The sequence below is a fragment of the Xanthomonas graminis pv. graminis genome, from assembly GCF_030168915.1.
Classification (GTDB): domain Bacteria; phylum Pseudomonadota; class Gammaproteobacteria; order Xanthomonadales; family Xanthomonadaceae; genus Xanthomonas_A; species Xanthomonas_A translucens.
Genome location: NZ_CP076255.1, coordinates 297,677 through 315,019, shown reverse-complemented (window position 1 = coordinate 315,019; position 17,343 = coordinate 297,677). Strand labels below are relative to the sequence as shown.

The 17,343-nt window shown below is 70.0% G+C and carries 15 protein-coding genes; 4 read left to right on the top strand and 11 right to left on the bottom strand.

The annotated features are described in order from the left end of the window. Window positions 1-14: 14 nt before the first annotated feature. From purU to KHF85_RS01280, 5 genes are all read right to left on the bottom strand, one after another. Complete coding sequence (gene purU / locus KHF85_RS01300) at window positions 15-866, bottom strand: formyltetrahydrofolate deformylase (protein ID WP_003469272.1); 852 nt, start codon at window positions 864-866, stop codon at window positions 15-17. A 354-nt stretch (window positions 867-1,220) separates the two neighbouring features. Then, on the bottom strand, window positions 1,221-1,631 hold the full coding sequence (locus KHF85_RS01295) for an XVIPCD domain-containing protein (protein ID WP_175402592.1): 411 nt from the start codon (window positions 1,629-1,631) through the stop codon (window positions 1,221-1,223). Between the two features lie 170 nt (window positions 1,632-1,801). Continuing rightward, window positions 1,802-2,677 (bottom strand): NAD(P)-dependent oxidoreductase, encoded by an 876-nt coding sequence (locus KHF85_RS01290; protein ID WP_284568216.1) that lies wholly within the window; start codon window positions 2,675-2,677, stop codon window positions 1,802-1,804. Window positions 2,678-2,738: 61 nt separating this feature from the next. After that, window positions 2,739-3,836: an NADH:flavin oxidoreductase/NADH oxidase gene (locus KHF85_RS01285; RefSeq protein ID WP_284568215.1), complete on the bottom strand. Its 1,098-nt coding sequence runs from the start codon at window positions 3,834-3,836 to the stop codon at window positions 2,739-2,741. Window positions 3,837-3,966: 130 nt separating this feature from the next. Next, window positions 3,967-4,836 carry an NAD-dependent protein deacetylase gene (locus KHF85_RS01280; RefSeq protein WP_409976638.1) on the bottom strand — a complete coding sequence of 290 codons (870 nt, stop codon included), beginning with the start codon at window positions 4,834-4,836 and terminating at the stop codon, window positions 3,967-3,969. A 304-nt stretch (window positions 4,837-5,140) separates the two neighbouring features. Here KHF85_RS01280 and KHF85_RS01275 point away from each other — a divergent pair, with 304 nt between their 5' ends. Beyond that, complete coding sequence (locus tag KHF85_RS01275; RefSeq protein ID WP_284568214.1) at window positions 5,141-5,890, top strand: response regulator transcription factor; 750 nt, start codon at window positions 5,141-5,143, stop codon at window positions 5,888-5,890. On the opposite strand, the gene KHF85_RS01270 is transcribed toward KHF85_RS01275, so the two are convergent. Then, complete coding sequence (locus tag KHF85_RS01270) at window positions 5,871-7,250, bottom strand: sensor histidine kinase (protein WP_284568213.1); 1,380 nt, start codon at window positions 7,248-7,250, stop codon at window positions 5,871-5,873. The two genes, KHF85_RS01275 and KHF85_RS01270, sit on opposite strands and share 20 nt — an antisense overlap. A 145-nt stretch (window positions 7,251-7,395) precedes the next feature. Here KHF85_RS01270 and KHF85_RS01265 point away from each other — a divergent pair, with 145 nt between their 5' ends. Together KHF85_RS01265 and KHF85_RS01260 are read left to right on the top strand one after the other, a co-directional pair. After that, window positions 7,396-9,732, top strand: coding sequence for a YadA family autotransporter adhesin (locus tag KHF85_RS01265; RefSeq protein ID WP_284568212.1), 2,337 nt, complete (start codon window positions 7,396-7,398; stop codon window positions 9,730-9,732). A gap of 57 nt (window positions 9,733-9,789) precedes the next feature. Then, window positions 9,790-11,748, top strand: a complete 1,959-nt coding sequence (locus KHF85_RS01260) for a S8 family serine peptidase (RefSeq protein ID WP_284568211.1) — start codon at window positions 9,790-9,792, stop codon at window positions 11,746-11,748. A gap of 114 nt (window positions 11,749-11,862) precedes the next feature. Here KHF85_RS01260 and KHF85_RS01255 read toward each other — a convergent pair whose 3' ends face one another. Then, complete coding sequence (locus KHF85_RS01255; RefSeq protein WP_284568210.1) at window positions 11,863-13,116, bottom strand: MFS transporter; 1,254 nt, start codon at window positions 13,114-13,116, stop codon at window positions 11,863-11,865. A 96-nt stretch (window positions 13,117-13,212) separates the two neighbouring features. Between KHF85_RS01255 and KHF85_RS01250 the strand changes: the two genes are divergently transcribed. Further along, window positions 13,213-14,118 carry a LysR family transcriptional regulator gene (locus tag KHF85_RS01250; RefSeq protein ID WP_284568209.1) on the top strand — a complete coding sequence of 302 codons (906 nt, stop codon included), beginning with the start codon at window positions 13,213-13,215 and terminating at the stop codon, window positions 14,116-14,118. Between the two features lie 121 nt (window positions 14,119-14,239). Here the strand turns inward: KHF85_RS01250 and KHF85_RS01245 are convergent, their stop codons facing one another. The 4 genes from KHF85_RS01245 to KHF85_RS01230 all read right to left on the bottom strand — a co-directional run bounded on the left by KHF85_RS01245 (window position 14,240) and on the right by KHF85_RS01230 (window position 17,282). After that, complete coding sequence (locus tag KHF85_RS01245) at window positions 14,240-14,905, bottom strand: VOC family protein (protein WP_284568208.1); 666 nt, start codon at window positions 14,903-14,905, stop codon at window positions 14,240-14,242. 169 nt (window positions 14,906-15,074) lie between these two features. After that, entirely contained in the window at window positions 15,075-15,407 is a 333-nt protein-coding gene (locus KHF85_RS01240) for a thioredoxin family protein (RefSeq protein ID WP_003469256.1), read from the bottom strand. A 91-nt stretch (window positions 15,408-15,498) separates the two neighbouring features. After that, a complete protein-coding gene (locus KHF85_RS01235; protein ID WP_284568207.1) occupies window positions 15,499-16,044 on the bottom strand; it encodes a flavodoxin in 546 nt (181 codons plus the stop codon). A 197-nt stretch (window positions 16,045-16,241) separates the two neighbouring features. Then, window positions 16,242-17,282, bottom strand: a complete 1,041-nt coding sequence (locus KHF85_RS01230) for a ribonucleotide-diphosphate reductase subunit beta (RefSeq protein WP_003476601.1) — start codon at window positions 17,280-17,282, stop codon at window positions 16,242-16,244. Between the last annotated feature and the right edge of the window lie 61 nt (window positions 17,283-17,343).

The following is a 17,343-nucleotide window of genomic DNA, read 5'->3' as shown; positions in this document are numbered from 1 at the left end:
GGGTCATCCAGGCCTCACCGAAAAACGACCGTGCGATGCCCGTTGAGCAGGATGCGATGCTCGACGTGGCGGCGCACCGCGCGCGCCAGCACCAGCGATTCGGTGTCGCTGCCCAGGCGCACCAGTTCGCGCGGGGTCATCGCGTGGTCCACGCGGGCCACGTCCTGTTCGATGATCGGGCCTTCGTCGAGGTCGCTGGTGACGTAGTGCGCGGTGGCGCCGATGATCTTGACCCCGCGCGCGTGCGCCTGGTGATACGGCTGCGCGCCCTTGAAGCTGGGCAGGAAGCTGTGGTGGATGTTGATCGCGCGACCGGCCAGCGCGGCGCACAGCGTCGGCGACAGGATCTGCATGTAGCGCGCCAGCACCACCAGATCGATGCGTTCGCGTTCCACCAGCGCCAGCAGCTGCGCTTCCTGCTCGGCGCGGTTGTCGGCGCCGACCGGCAGGTGGTGGAACGGCACCGCGTAGGAGCGCGCCAACCCGGCGAAATCGTCGTGGTTGGACGCCACTGCGGCGATGTCCACGCGCAGTTGCCGGCTGTGCGCGCGGAACAGCAGATCGTTGAGGCAATGGCCCTGCTTGCTCACCAGCACCAGCAGGCGCGCGCGGCGCCGCGCATCGTGCAGTTGCCAGTCCATCGCGTAGTCGGCGGCGAGCGGCGCCAGCTGCGCCTGCACCGCGGCGACGCTGCCGTCGGCAGGCACGTCGAAGTGCACGCGCAGGAAGAAACGGCCGCTCTCCTCGTCGCCGAACTGCTGCGCGTCGAGGATGTTGCAACCGTGCTCGAACAGCAGACCGCTGACGCGGTAGACGATGCCGGTACGGTCCGGGCAGGACAGGGTCAGGATGTAGTCGGGGCGCATCCGGACAATGATAGAGGAGAATTCGGGATTCGGGACTTGCGATGGGATGGTCGGCTAGGGAGGTTGACAGGGCATCGGGGGTGGGATGGCGCGGGGGTATTGCCAGATGTTTGCCGAATGTAGGAGCGGCTTCAGCCGCGACCGAACCTTACCGGTAGAGCCCGGTCGCGGCTGAAGCCGCTCCTACAGGGGCTTGCGGTGAGCCGACCGGGTGCACTGCGGGAGGGACTTCAGTCCCGACGCTCTGCGGCACAGGAAGCTGCACCGCTTCACTCGTCGCGGCTGACGTCGCTGCAATGCGCTGCAGCATCGGCGTGCTGGCGGCAGGCGGCCTCGCCCGCGCGCCATGCCCGCTCACTCCGGACGCAAGCGCAGCGCCAGGCGCCGGTTGACCTTCTCCAGCCGCGCCAGCGAGTCTTCCACCGACATGCCGACCGCTTCGTGGGTGGTGATGTGCGCGCGCAGATGCGCCGGGTCGTCCAGATCGCCGCGCACCAGGAACACGTTCTCGCCCTGCTCCACCTCGCCCAGCTCGCGGCTCAGCACCACGTGGTCGACTTGGTCGAAACCGTACTCCTTGGCCAGCGGCAGCAGCCGCGCCACCATGCGCTCGCTGATCGCATCCGGCGCACGCCCGCAGGCGGCATCCAGCGCGTGCACGCCTTCGCGGATCTGCGCGTACAGCAGGTGGTCGGGGTGATCCGGATGCTCGGGGCCGAGCACGGCGTCGCGGGCGACGGCGCGCGGCGGCTGGATGGGCGTCATGGCGCCGGGATCGGACGAATTCGGGCTCATGGCATCCTCCTGTGATGCGCCTGCAGGCCGCCGCACCTTAGCGGCAAGGACACGGTCAGCTCAAGCGCAGCGACGGAGTCTGCACCATGCCGCGACAAGCGCGCCTGAAGCGCGCGCGGCGGTGTGGCCCGAGCGCGCGCTCAGGCCTGCCCGGCGCGGCGTGCGGCGACCTTGGCCAACGCCGACCAGTCCAGCTCGCCGTCGCCATGCGCGATCGCGTCGATGAACTGGTCGCGCAGCACCGCCGCCAGCGGCATCGGCACGTGCCGGCTCTCGCCGGCGTTCAAGGCCAGGCGCACGTCCTTGAGCCCCAGCGTGGTCTTGAAGCCGGCCGGGCTGTAGCGCTGCTCGGCGATCATGCCGCCATAGTTCTGGTACGCCGGTGCGGCGAACACGGTACTGCTGAGCATGCCCAGGAAATCGGCCGCGGCCACGCCGTGCCCGCGCACCAGTGCCGAGGCTTCGGCCATGGTGCCAATGGCGCTGGCCAGGCACAGGTTGGCGGCCAGCTTGACCGCGTTGGCCTGCTCCGGCGCATCGCCGAAATACCAGGTCTTGCGCCCGATCACTTCCAGCAGCGGCTGCACCCGCGCCAGCGCGGCGGCGTCGCCGGCGGCGAGCAGGTTGAGCTGGCCGGCCGCGGCCACGTCGCGGCGCCCCAGCACCGGGATGGCCAGGTAGGCCACGCCGCGCTCGGCATGCAGGGCGCTCAGCTCGCGCGCCAACGCCACCGAGATCGTAGCCATGTTGACGTGCACGCTGCCGGCCGGCAGCGCGTCGAGCGCGCCGCGCTCGAGCAGGATCTCGCGCACTGCGGCGTCGTCGGCCAGCATCGAGAACAGCACCGGGCCGCGCACCGCGTCGGCCGGCTGCGCGGCCAGCTGCGCGCCGGCCTCGAGCAGCGGCTGCGCCGCGGCCGCGCTACGGTTCCACACGGTCAGCGCATGCCCGGCGCGCAGCAGGTTGTGGGCGATGGGCTGGCCCATCGTGCCCAGGCCAAGAAATCCGATGCTCATCGCCAACTCCTTGCACAATTCGTGGTGGATGCCGCGACCTGCGCGGCGCAGCGCGCGCGCATCAGGCGTCGAACAGGCCGCGTGCCGAACGCGGCTCGCAACGCAGGTATTGCGGCGACGGGGTCAGCCTGGCGCCCAGCGCGGCAGCAGCGTGCCACGGCCAGCGCGGGTCGTAGAGGATGCCGCGGGCCAGCGCGATCGCGTCGGCCCGGTCCTCGGCCAGGATCGCCTCGGCGTGCTGCGGCTCGGTGATCAGGCCGACCGCGATCACCGGCATGCGCACTGCGCGATGGATCGCCTCGGCCTGCGGCACCTGATAGCCGGCCGCCAGCGGAATCTGCTGGCGGCGATCGAGGCCGCCGCTGGACACGTGCAGATAGTCGCAGCCCTGCGCCTGCAGCGCCTGCGCCAGCGCGACGCTCTGCGCCACGTCCCAGCCGCCCTCGACCCAATCGGTGGCGGAGATGCGCACGCCCACCGCGACCGAGGCCGACACCGCCGCGCGCACCGCGGCCTGCACGCGCAGCAGCAGGCGCATGCGGTTCTCCAGGCTGCCGCCGTAGGCGTCTTCGCGCCGGTTGCTCAGCGGCGACAGGAACTGGTGCAGCAGATAGCCGTGCGCGGCATGCAGCTCGATCAGCTCCAAGCCCAGCCGTTCGGCGCGCTGCGCCGAGGCGACGAAGGCGGCGACGATGGCGTCGATGCCGGCCAGGTCCAGCGCCTGCGGCGGCGTGCCGTGTTCGGCGAAGGCCAGCGGCGACGGCGCCACGGTCTGCCAGCCGTTCGGCTGCCCCGGCGCGATCGCGCCGCCGCCGTGCCATGGCTTGGCGGTGGATGCCTTGCGCCCGGCATGCGCGAGCTGGATGCCCAGCGGCATCGGCGACCAGCGCCGCACCGAGGCCAGCACGCCGCGCAGCGCCGCTTCGGTGGCGTCGTCCCACAGGCCAAGATCGGCGTAGCTGATGCGCCCGCGCGGCTCCACCGCGGTGGCTTCCAGGATCAGCAGGCCGGCGCCGGACTGCGCCAGCTGGCCGAGGTGGATGGTGTGCCAGTCGCTGGCCTGGCCGTGCTCGGCGGAGTACTGGCACATCGGCGCGATGACGATGCGATTGGACAACGACAGCGGCCCCAGCGCGAGGGGCGAGAACAGATGGCTCAAGGTGGCGTTCCGTGGGGGCGCCCGCTGCAGTGCGGGCAGGTTGCCATTGCACTCCTGCCGGCGCTGCCGATCAACCACTGCGGATGGATCAGTTCGTACGCGGATTCGGAACGCGCTGCGCCGCGGGGCGCTACGCGGCCACCGGCGGCAGCAGAAACTCCAGCGCCTGCGCGCAGGGCTGGGCCAGCTTCAGGCTCAGCAGGTCGTCGCCGCGGGTGCGGCCCAGGTTGACCGCGGCGATCAGCATTCCGGCCTTGGCCGCGGCCTGCACGAAGCGGAAGCCCGAATACACCATCAGCGACGAGCCCAGCACCAGCATCGCATCGGCCTGCTGCAGATGCGCGAAGGCGGCGGCCACGCGCTCGCGCGGCACGTTCTCGCCGAAGAACACCACGTCCGGCTTCAGCACGCCGCCGCATTGCGTGCAAGGCGGCACCGCGAAGGCGGCGAAGTCCACGTCTTCCAGGTCGGCGTCGCCATCGGGCGCCTGCCCGGCCTGCAGCGTCGCCCAGTGCGGATTGCGCTGCAGCAGCTGTTGCTGGAAGTCCTCGCGCGGCAGGCGCCGTTCGCACTCCATGCAACGCACCACGTCCAGGCGCCCATGCAGGTCGATCACCGCTGCGCTGCCGGCGGCCTGGTGCAGGCGGTCCACGTTCTGGGTCAGCAGCAGTTCGACCTGGCCGCGCGCTTCCAGCTGCGCCAGCGCCGCATGCGTGGCGTTGGGCCGGGCGTGGCCGAAGCGCGGCCAGCCGACCAGGCTGCGCGCCCAGTAGCGCTGCCGCGTCGCCAGCTCGCCCATGAAGGCCTGGTAGGTGACCGGCTGCGCGCGCTTCCAGTCGCCGGCGGCGTCGCGGTAATCGGGGATGCCCGAATCGGTGCTGCAACCGGCGCCGGTCAGCACGAACAGGCGCCGGTGGCGCGCGACGAACGCGTGCAGCGCGGCGTCCGCAGCGGCCGGCGCAGGCATGGGCAGGGCGTGATCCGGCAATGTCTGGCGCATCGTACGGTGTCCTTGGGCGGTTGCGTTGGCGCGGCGTGAACATGCGCTGCCAGCGACCCGATAACTCCCATCTTGGGCCCGCCGCGCGGCAACGCAAGCGCCAGCATGCCGGCTTCGCAGCGCGGCATCTGCCGCGCGAAGACGGCGCGCGGCGCCGAATACGCGTGAAGCCGCAGCGCGCCACGCATTGAAAGCGCTGCAGAAACTGGCTACTGTCGAGCCCAGGCAGGGTGCATCGGCTGCGCGCAGCCTCGCTGCCGCACGATGGCTCCGCAAGGAATGCCGCCCATCCCGATTCCGCGTCGTGAGCAGATTTTCCGATCCGATAGGCCAGCCGATCGCCGCCACCGCCAACGCCCCGCTGCGGGTGGCGCTGCTGGAGGACGACGACGTACTGCGCGACCGGGTCCTGGTGCCAGGATTGCAGCGGCACGGTTTCGACGTCACGCCGCTGCGCACCGCGCAGGCGCTGTGGGCGGCGCTGGACGACCACCGCTTCGACCTGATCGTGCTCGATATCGGCCTGCCAGATAGCGACGGCTTCACCTTGACCGAGCAACTGCAGGCGCGGCGCCCGGGGCTGGGCATCGTCATCCTGAGCGGGCGCGGCGAGCAGCCGGATCTGGTGCGCGGCCTGACCCAGGGCGCGGACTCCTATCTGATCAAACCGGTGGAGATCGAGATCCTGGCCGCCACGCTGTTCAGCGTGGCCCGGCGCATGTCGCGCCCGCTGTCCGCGGCGCCCGACGCGGTGGAGGGATGGCAGCTGCAGGACGATGGCTGGTGCCTGTTCTCGCCCGATGGCCAGGCGGTGCCGTTGACCGGCTCCGAACGCAAGGTGGTGCAGAGCCTGTGGAGCGCGCGCGGACGCCTGGTCACCCGCGACGCGTTGATCGGCATGCTCGGCGGCAACCTCGGCCTGGAAGTCGACCCGCATCGCCTGGACGCGCTGCTGCACCGGCTGCGGCTCAAGGTGCAGGGGCGTACCGGCGTCGCGCTGCCGCTGAAGGCGGTGCGTGGCGAGGGTTACCTGCTCATGCCGCAGGAGCACTGATCGCCGCTAGCGGCAGGCGCAGCACGAAGCAGCTGCCCGCGCCCGGCGTGCTGCGCACCTCCAGGCTGCCGTGCGCCTCCTGCGCCATTTCGAAGGCGACCGCCAGCCCCAAGCCGGTGCCTTGACCGGCCGGTTTGGTGGTGAAGAACGGCTCGAACGCCTGCCGCTGCACGTCCGCGCTCATGCCAATGCCGGTATCGGCGATCTCGATGCGGGCACAGGCGCCATCGCGGCGCAGGCAGATCGAGAAACTGCCGCCGCCGGGCATGGCATCGCGCGCATTGGCGGCGAAATTGAGCAAGGTCAGGTCGAACCGGCTGCGGTCCAGGAACAGCGGCAGCGGTTCCGGCGCCACGTCCAACTGCAAGCGCACGGTCGGCCCGAACAGTTGCCGCAGCATCGGCTGGATGCCGTGCAGCGCCTCGCCGGCGTCGAAGCGCTCGGGTACGCTCACTTCGCGCCGGCTGAAGCTCAGCAGCTTGCGGCTGATCGCCACGCCGCGCTGCGCGGCAAGCGCCACGCCGTCCAATGCGTCGGCCAGCGCCAGCGCATCGCGCCGCGGATCGAAATCCAGTTCGTGCACGCAGTGGCGCTGCTCGGCATAGCCGAGGATCGCGCTGAGGACGTTGTTGAAGTCGTGCGACACGCCGCTGGCCAGTTGCCCGACCAGCTCGATCTTCTGCAGATGCAACAGCCGCTGTTGCGCCTGCGCGCGCTCGCGCATCTCCACCCGCAGCCGCGCGGCGCTGCGCCGCGCACGCCACAGGCTCTCGCGCAACGCGGCCACGGTGCGATCGAGCACCAGGGTGATCATCAGGTAGCTCAGTGCCAGCGACGGCAGGTTCTGGAACGGGCTGCGGGTGCCGCGCGGGTCGCGGCCCCACGGGCTCTCCATGCCGGCCCAGAAGATCAGCGTGATGCACAGGTACACCACCCACAGCGCGCGCCGCCCGATCACCAGTGCGGCCAGGGTCAACATCATCATCGGGTAGGGATCGAAGGCCTGCACCTGGTAGCCGAAGGCCAGGTTGGCCGCCACCGCCGAGCACAGCACCACGCCGATGAACGCGGCGGCGGCCTGTTGCAGCAGGCCGCGGCGGATCATCCACACCCCGGCCCAGGCGGCCACCGACATCGCCGCGTCGGTGCCCACGTCCACCGCCAGCTGGCCGGCGCTCATCTGGATCTGCGGAGCGGTCAGCAGGTGGTAGAGCTTGTTGAGCGGGATCTCGCAGCCAAGGAACAGGAACAGCACCTGCAGCGCAGGCGCGTTGCGGCAGTCGACCGGATCGGCAATGGGAACGCGCCGCAGCCAGGTCCAATGCCGGCGCCACAGCCGGACCAGCAGATTTTGTGGCATGCGTCGCACCCAGACTCCCATGTCGGTGAGTCTACCGTGAGGTTGACGTGAATTTACCGGCATTGAAGGCGGCCGGGCTTGCCGCCTTAATCGGGGCTAAACCCATTGCCGGGACCGTCGTCCCAGCGCTTCCATGGAACCGCTCATGCCTGTTAAGCACACGCTCGTTCGCTCGCGCCGCACACGCTCTTCGTCCACTCTGTCGCACGCTCCTTACAGCCTGCTGACGGTCGCGTTGCTGCTGGCGGCGGCGCCGCTGGCCGCCAGCGCGGCCGATGCGCCCGCGGCCGCCACGCCAGCCGCCCAGCCAGCCACGACCACGGCAGCAGCAAACAGCGGCGATGCGCAGCCCGCCGACAAGGCGGATGCCTCCGCACCGGTGCAGCCCGGCAGCCAGAACACCACGGGTTACTTCATGGCCGAGGGCCTGAACGACGGCAGCGACGTCGCCACCGCCGCCGGCCTGCGCGCCGTGGCGATGGGCGCACGCGCCAACGCGTCCGGCGCCTTCGCCATCGCCATCGGCCACCACAGCGTGGCATCCGACGCCGCCGCCATCGCGATGGGCGACGGTGCGGTAGCCAGCGGCACCTCGGCGATCGCGATCGGCGGCAGCTTCTTCGGCAGCACCTACGGCGATGCGGCCGGCGCGCAGAGTACCGGCTTCGGTGCGCTGGCGCTCGGCACCGCCGCCAACGCCAGCGCCGCCAACGCCAGCGCGCTGGGCTGGAACACCAGCGCCAGCGGCGCCAGCGCCACGGCGATCGGCGCCACCTCCTCAGCCACCGCCAACTACGCCACCGCCGCCGGCACCTCTGCCGTTGCCGCAGCCGAACAGGCCAGCGCCTTCGGCTATGCCGCCAAGGCCAGCGGCGTCGGTGCGATCGCCAACGGCGGCTATAGCGCTGCCTCCGGCTTCTTCGGGGTGGCCATGGGCTACAGCGCCATGGCCACCGGTGCCGGCAGCATCGCCATCGGCGACAACGCTTCCTCGTCCGGCCAGCAAAGCGTGGTGATCGGCGCCAGCAACGCCGGCATCCCGTCCCAGTCCAATGGCTTGGGCGCGGTGACCATCGGCGCCGGCAGCTGGGCGCTGTCCGACTACGGCACCGCGCTGGGCTTCGACAGCCATGCCGACGCGACCCACAGCCTGGCACTGGGTGCCCAATCGGTGGCCACCAGCAACAATGCCGCCGCGGTCGGCGCGCAGGCCTTCGCCGATGGCGAGGACGCCAGCGCCTTCGGCGCCATCGCCAGCGCCAACGCGGCCGGTGCGACCGCGCTAGGTAGCGGCGCCACCGCGCTGACCGCCGGCAGCGTCGCACTGGGCTACAACAGCGCCGCGACCGGCGCCAACAGCGTGGCGATCGGCGCCGGCGCGGTCGCCGACCGCGACAACACGGTGGCCTTCGGCACCAATGGCGCGCTGCGCCAGCTGACCTATGTCGCCGCCGGCACCGCCGACACCGATGCGGTCAACGTGCTGCAGCTGCGCAGCATCGCCACCGCGCTCGGCGCCGGCAGCGTGGTCGGCGACGACGGCACGCTCAGCGGCAGCGCCTACCTGATCCAGGGCAAGACCTACGGCAGCGTCGGTACCGCGCTGTCGGCACTGGACGGTGCGCTGTCGACACTGGATACCCGCGTCGGCAGCCTTGCCCAGAGCGGCGGCGGTGGCGTGGCCATCGGCAACGGTAGCAGCGGCGGGCCCAGCGTCGGCGCCGGCACCAATGCCGTGGCGGTCGGCGCCGAGGCCACCGCCAACGGCCACAACGGCACCGCGATGGGCGCCAATGCCCTGGCCTACGGCCCCAACGACACCGCGTTAGGCGGCAATGCGCGGGTCAATGCCGACGGCAGCACCGCGGTCGGCGCCAACGCCAGCATCAGCACCAACGCCACCAACGCGGTGGCGGTAGGCGAAAGCGCCACCGTCACCGCCGCCTCAGGCACCGCGCTGGGTCAAGGCGCCTCGGTCTCGGCCGACAACGCAGTGGCGCTGGGCCGCGGCTCCAGCGCCACCCGCGCCAATACCGTGTCGGTGGGCAGCGCCGGCAACGAGCGCCAGATCAGCAACGTGGCGGCCGGCAGCGCCGCCACCGATGCGGTCAACGTCGCGCAGATGCAGGCCGGCGACAGCGCCACGCTGCGCAGCGCCAATGCCTACACCGACAGCCGCATGGCCGGTTGGGACGACAACCTGACCAAGCTACGCAGCGACACCGACCATCGCTTCCAGGACATGGACCGGCGCATCGACCGGATGGGCGCGGTCAGCGCGGCCTATGCCGGCATGGCGACGAACACCTCCGGCCTGGCCGGCGCCAATCGGGTCGGCGTCGGCGTCGGTTCGCAAGGCGGCGAGAACGCGCTGGCGGTGGGCTACCAGCGCGCGATCGGCAACCGCGCCAGCGTCTCGCTCGGCGGCGCCTTCTCCGGCAACGAGAAGAGCGTCTCCGCCGGTGCCGGCTTCAGTTGGTGATGCCACGTCTCAGCGCACTGCCTCCGCATCCTTCCGACCTTCCGTAGAGATCCAGACATGACCGACATTTCCTCGTTTCCCCGCACCCTGCTGGCGCTGGCGCTGGGCGTGGCGCTGGCCTCCGGCGCGCATGCGCAGTCCGCCCCGCGCTTCTCCGTCCTGGACACCGCCGCGCCCGGCCAGTCCAAGCTTTACGACGGCCTGATCGTCACCTATCGCGACGGCAGCAGCGAGCGCCGCGATGCGACCGCCGCCGCCGTCAAGCTGAAGCAGATCATGGCCGCACCGAGCGCCGTCAACGTGTGGTCGAGCACCTACCAGCAGAGCGCGCCGGCGCTGAGCCGGGTGCGCCGGCTCGGGATCGGCGCCGATCTGGTCCGGCCCGACCGCCGCCTGAGCCAGTCGCAGCTGGAGACGCTGATGGCCAGACTCAAGGCCGATCCGGCGGTGGCGCACGTGGAACCGAACCTGCTGCTCAAGCCGGTGCGCAGCACCGCGCAGGCCAGCGCCACGGCCGTTGCCACGCCCAACGATCCAGGCTACGTGTTGCAGTGGCACCTGCGCACGCCGGACGGCCACCTGGAAACGCTGGCGCCGGATACCACCGGCTACGCCAACCGCGGCGGCATCGACCTGCTGCCGGCCTGGCAGTACGGGACCGGCCAGGGCGTGGTGGTGGCGGTGATCGACACCGGCATCACCGCGCACCCCGATCTGGACACCTCGCTGGCCAGCGCCGGCTACGACTTCATCAGCGACGCGCTGATGTCGGGCCGGGCCAGCAACGGGCGCGTGGCCGGCGGCTGGGACACCGGCGACTGGACCACAGACGACAAGTACCTGGCGGCCAACGGCGGCTGCGCGCAGCCGGGCGAGCAGAGCGACAGCAGTTGGCATGGCACCCACGTGGCGGGCACCATCGCCATGCGCACCAACAATGGGGTGGGCATGGTCGGCATCGCCCCGGACGCCAGGATCCTGCCAATCCGCGCGCTCGGCCACTGCGGCGGCACCACCGCCGACATCGCCGACGCCATCGTCTGGGCATCGGGCGGCCACATCGACGGCGTGCCGGACAACGCGAACCCGGCCGAGGTCATCAACATGAGCCTGGGCGGCGGCGGCTCTTGCGGGCAGGGTACGGTCACCGCCAACGCCATCGCCAGCGCGATCGGGCGCGGCAGCGTGGTGGTAGTGGCCGCCGGCAACAGCAACGCCGACGCGGTCGGATTCAACCCGGCCAGTTGCCCGGGCGTGATCAACGTGGCCGCCACCGGCATCACTGGCGGCCGCGCCCACTATTCCAACTACGGCAACAGCATCACCCTGTCGGCGCCGGGCGGCGGCGTCTATCCCAACGACGCGGCCAGCGGCTCCGGCTCGGTGCGCACCGGCCTGATCTGGTCCACCCTCAACAACGGCAAGCACGGCCCCGATCAATCGGTCTATGCCGGCTATGCCGGTACCTCGATGGCGTCGCCGCACGTCGCCGGCGTGGTCGCGCTGGCGATCAGCGCCGCGCTCAACGCCAATCGCCCGGTGCCGTCGCCGACGCAGATACGCGACATCCTGACCCAGACCTCCAATCAATTCCCGGTCAAGCCGGTGCTGCCCCTGGGTGTCGGCATCCTCAACGCGGCGAAGGCCGCGGCGCGTGCCGCCGGCGCCGATGGCGGCGGCGAGGAAGGCAAGGCCATCAACGTCGACCGCGGCACGCTGAGCAAGCTGTCCGCCGCGGCCGGCCAGGGCCAGTTGTACCGCCTGGACGTGCCGCTCAACGCGCGCAACCTGCAGATCCGCACGCTGGGCGGCAGCGGCCAGCTCAAGCTCTACGTGCGTGCCACGCGCGCGCCCAGTGCGGACGGCAGCGATGCCGACTTCGCCTCGGTGCGCAACGGCACCACGCAGAACGTGCAGACGGCACTGCCGGCGACCGGCAGCTACTTCATCCGTGCGCTCGGCGGCAACGGCGGCTATGCCAACGTGACCCTGTCGGTGAGCTACTCGGTGCAGTGAAACGCCAATGACGCCGGGAGTGGAAAAACGGGAATCGGGAATCGGAAAACACGGGCAATCGCCTTTGCTCTGTTCCGACCCCTTTCCTATTCCCCACTCCCCATTTCCCGTCCGCTATTCGCCGCGCGGCGGGTGCGGACCGAAACGCCCGTACGGCCGGCTGTCGTCGGCGCCACGGCGCACTACCTGCGCGGCAACCAGTGCGATGCCCAGCAACAGCAGACAACACGCGGCCAGCGCGTTCCAGCCGCCGTGTTGCCAGGCCGCGCCGCTGAGCGAGCCGATCAGGCTGGCGCCGCTGTAGTAGGCCAGCAGGTACAGCGACGCGGCATGGCCCTTGTTGCGTCCGCCGAGGCGGCCGACCCAGGCGCTGGCCGCCGAGTGCGCGATGAAGAAGCCGATGGTCAGCAGCACGATGCCGGCGATGACCAGCGCCAGCACATGCGCCAGGGTCAGCGCCACGCCGAACGCCGCCACCGCGATGCCGGTCAGCACCACCGGGCCGCGGCCGAAGCGGTCCGACGCGGCGCCCGCCACCGACGAGGACACGATGCCGAACACGTAGGCGCTGAAGATCATCCCCAATTGGCTCTGGCTGAGGCCGAACTCCGGCCCGCCCAGGCGGAAGCCGGCATAGTTGTAGACGCTGACGAACACGCCCATCGCCAGGAACGGGATCGCGAACAGCCACGGCAGGCAGCGGTCGCGCAGATGCCCGCCCCAGGCCTGCAGGTGGAAGCGCAGGTTGATGCCGCGGCGGCGCACGAAATGCCGCGACGGCGGCAACAGCAGCACGAAACCGACCGCGGCCAGCAGGTCGATGGCCGAGACCGTCGCCAGCGCGGTGCGCCAGTCGAAGTGATCGGTGAGCACGCTCATGCCGATGCGCCCGGCCATGCCGCCGAACGCGTTGCCGGCCACGTACAGGCCGGTGGCCGCGCCGAGCCTGGACGCCGGCACTTCCTCGGCCAGGTACACCATCGCCACCGCCGGCACCCCGCCCAGGGCGATGCCGGACAGCGCGCGCACCACCACCAGCGCACCCCAGTGCGGCAGGCACGCGGCGATCAGGTTGAGCACGGCGGCCAGCGCGATGGACACGAACATCAGCCCGCGCCGGCCGAGGTTTTCCGACACCGCGCCGGCGCAGAAGATCGCGATCGCCAAGCCGCCAGTGGCCAGCGACAGCGGCAGCGAACTGGTCGCCGCATCGACCCCGAATTCGTGCGCGAACGCCGGCAGCAACGGCTGCACGCTGTACAGCAGCGAGAAGGTGGCGAAGCCGGCCAGGAACAGCGCCAGGAGGATGCGCAACAGCGGTGCAGCGTCCGCGGCGTGCAGGGGCGGGCATTGGCTGGAAGAGGTCACGACGGTGTGGCGCGGACAAGGGCAGCCAGTATTTGCCTGCACCGATCCGGTGTCCAATATATGATTCAGGCATTCTCCATATCTTCTTAATATGACATGGAACTGCGCCATTTGCGCTATTTCCTGGCCGTCGCCGAGGCCGGCCATTTCACCCGCGCCGCCGCGCAGTTGGGCATCCAGCAACCGCCGCTGAGCCAGCAGATCCGTGCGCTGGAACAGGAACTGGGCACGCCGCTGTTCGTGCGTACCCCGCGCGGTGCGGACCTCACCGAGGCCGGGCGCGCGTTCCGGGTCGAGGCCAAACGCGTGCTCGCCGACCTGGAACGCGCCGGCGACGCCGCCCGCCGCGCCGCGCGCGGCGAAAGCGGCGTGCTGCGGCTCGGCTTCACCGCCTCGGCCGCGTTCAACCCGATCGTGCCGATGCTGGTGCGCAACTTCCGCCGCGGCTGGCCGGCGGTGGCGCTGGCGCTGGAGGAAACCAACACCGCCGGCCTGCTCGCCGCGCTGGTGCAGGGGCGCCTGGATGCGGCCTTCATCCGCTACAGCGTGGCCACCCCACCCGAACTGCAGCTGCTGAAATTTCCCGACGAGCCGATGAAGATCGCGGTCCCGGCCGCGCACCGCCTGGCCAAGCGCCGACGCGCGCCGTTGTCGGCGCTGGCCGGCGAACCGTTCATCCTGTTCCCGCGCAGCTTCGGCACCAGCCTGTACGACGAGATCCTCGAGGCCTGCCGCCAGTCCGGCTTCGACTTGCAGATCAAGCAGGAAGCGCCGCAGATGTCGTCGATCGTGAACCTGGTCGCCGCCGAACTCGGCGTCTCGGTGGTGCCGGCCTCGACCACCCAGGTGCAGTTGCCCGGCGTGCGCTACCTGGACATCGAAGGCCGCGTGCCGATGGCGCGGCTGGCGTTGGCGGCGCTGCCGGCCACCGCGCAGGCGCTGCCGGTGGTGCGCCATCTGTGGCAGCTGGCGCAGGCGCATGCGGCGGGAAAGCGCGGGTAGCTGCGGATCGGCCGCTGGGCTCCGCTCCACCTGTAGGAGCGGCTTCAGCCGCGACAGGACCTCCGGTTAAAACCTGTCGCGGCTGAAGCCGCTCCTACAGGTAACGACTGCGCGGACAAATTCACTCCGACACCACCTCCCACCCCGCCGGGTCGCGCAGCACCTGCCCGCCGCGCACGCCTGCGACGACCGCCCGCACGCCTTGCGCTAACGGCAGCTGGCGTTGCTCGGGGAACCAGCGCCGCTGCGCATCGACCACGACCAGCAGGCCCTCATGGTCGCCGAGCGGCGCGAACACATCGGATACCGGTGCGAACGGCGGCACCCCCAGCCGGTGCTGCGCCGCGGCGGCGACCGCCGGCACCTGCGCGCTGGGCAGCCCGATCTCGCTGATGCATAGCACTTCGGCCGCGGAGAACGCGCCGGCGGCAGCGGCGTGCACCGGCAACGGCTTGCGTGCGATCAGCTCCAGCACCGCGCCGTCGGGCCCGGCGAAATACACCGACTGCGATTGCCACGCCGCGTCGAGCGCGAAGCGCGATTCGCCGAGCGGATCGCGCAGCCGCCGCACACGCCGGGATAGCCAATCGCAGGCGGCGTCAAAGCGGGCCGCAGCGATGTTGAAGGCCAGATGCACGCTGCCGACATCGACGGTAGCCACCAGTTCGAGTTGGCTCCAGCCGATCCGCACCTGCGAGGCCACGACCGGGAGTTGCAGCACGTCGCGATAGAAGGCGGCGCTGGCCGCAGGGTCGCTGCAGGGCAGGCCGAGTTGGACGCTGCGCATGCTGGCTCCTTGTGCGGGAGCCCCCATTTAGCGACCTCAAGCGCGGTTGAGGTCAAGCGCGGTGGCGATGCATGCTCGGCACATCCCTGTAGGAGCGGCTTCAGCCGCGACAGGACCGCCGGTTAGAACCTGTCGCGGCTGAAGCCGCTCCTACAGAAGAGCCGCGCGCTCAGCCCAGATGTGCGCGCACCGCTTCGTCGATCTTCGCTGGCGGCACGAAGCCCGGCACCCGCGCCACTTCCTCGCCCTGGCGGAACAGCATCAGCGTTGGCGTCTGGCGCAGGCCCTGGGCGCGAAAAAAGTCCTCGCCCACATCCTCCATCTTTACCTTCAGCAAGGTCACGCCCTGCGCGCTGTCGCTCTCGGCGAAGCGCTCCAGCGACTTGTCGAGCATGCGGCAGCCGGGACAGTTGTCCTTGTTGAAATCGGCCAGCACGCGCGGATGCGCGGCGATGGCGTCGGCGAACTGCTCGGCGGTGGCGACGGTGATGGTGGTGAACATGGAGCGGGACCTTGTCTGATGTCGGAAGAAGCCCGGCGCGGGAAGGTGCGACGCCGGCGATGCCAGGAAAAACCGATGGACGAATGCAGCGTCAGCCGCTGCCGTGCGGCGGCAACGCCAGCGCGGCGAATCCGGCCGCGCTGGCGGACGCGGATTCGGCAGCGGCAACCTCGGTCGCACGTGCGGCGCGCAGCGCCAGCACCTGCGCGCACCAGGCGTCGATCGCGGCGGTGTCGCGGTCGCCATGCGGCATCTGCTCGATCTCCAGCAACGGATAGGCGCTGTCGAAAAAACGGGCGATGCGCTTGACCGCGCCGCAGTAGTACTCCAGCCCCCACTGCGTCTCGCCGGTGCCGAACGCGGCGACCTCGATCCTCTTGCCCGCCGCCTCGACCAGGTCGGCGATGTAGCGCTTCATCTCTGCCGGGGTGCGCCCGGCGTTGTCGCTCCAGCTGCCGAGCAGGTGCAGGTCGAAGCCGGCCGCATGCGCGGCGTCGCCAAGCACGCCGTGCAGGGTCTGCACGTCGGTATGGATCAAGGTCACTTGATGCCCCGCGGCCTCGCACTGCGCCTGCACGCGGCGGGCGACGTCGCGGGTGTTGCCGCTGAGCGAAGCGTAGGCGAGCAGGAGGCGCATGAGGCGGGGACTGGAGGATTCTGGATTCGAGATTGGTGAAAGCGGGGCGGCGTGACGGCGAGCAAATCACGCCTCACACATTCCCGGATCGCTGCTTCTCAGAGTCAATGCGTGGGCATAGCAGATCAGTGGTTGGGAAAGACAGGTTCGGCATGGCTTTTACCAATCCCGAATCCCGGCTCCCCAATCCCAACCCCTCACAGATCGTCGAAGCCGTTGTCCGAGTTGGTCTTCTTGTAGCTGGCGTTGCGCATCTCGAAGAAGTCGGTCTTGGTCTCGGTGAAGTTGTCCGCGTAGGCCTTGATCCACGGCATCACGTTGTCGCTGGCGTCGGTGTACAGCTTCTCGATGCCGAGCATGCCGGACATCTTGTTGGCGCGGTACTTCACGTACTGGATCATCTCGTCCACGTCGATGCCCTCGATGCCGTCCAGCACTTCCGCGGACCATTCGGTCTCCAGCCGGATCGCATGCTCGAACGCCTGGTGCACGTAGTCGGTCAGCTCGTTGCTCTGCAGCTCGGCGTTCTCGCCGATGATGGCGCGGATCAGCTCGCTGATGAACTTGGTATGCGCCAGTTCGTCGCGGTTGATGAAGCTGATGATCTTGCCGGTGCCGGTCATGCGGTTCTGTCGCACAAGATTGTAGAAATACGCGAAACCGGAATAGAAGTTGATGCCTTCCAGGATCGAGGACTGGATCAGCGAACGCAGCAAGGTCTCTGCGGTCTTGTCGCGCATGAAGTCGTCGTAGGCCTGCATGATCGGCTGGTTGCGCGCGATGATGGTCGGATGCGTGCGCGCGATCTCGAACACGCGGTTCTGGTCGGCCAGCCCGGCGATGGAGGCCAGCACGTAGGAATAGCTCTCGTTGTGGATCACCTCCTGCTGGCCGATGATCGCCGCGTTGGCGTGCGCGGCCGGGTCGGTGATGTATTCGGCGACGTTGTAGATGAAGCGCGTCTGCGGCGAATCCAGCGTGGCCAGCAAGCCGATGATCGAGTCGTAGGCGTTCTTCTCGCGCGCCGACAGTTCGCCGTACTGCTTGGCGTCGCCCTTCATGTCCACCTCGTCGGGGATCCAGAAGTTGGTCGACAGCTCTTTGTACGCGCGATAGAACGACGGGTACGGGATGTCGTTCCAGTTGAGGATGCCGCTGGTGGTGCCGTTGATGATCCCGGTGGAACGGTTGGGATGCATCGGTTCGAGGATCTTGATGCGGTCGAGCGCAATAGCCATGGGTCGGATTCGGTAGTCGGTTGAACGGCGCCGGCAAGCGGCGCGGCGATGCGGGACGACG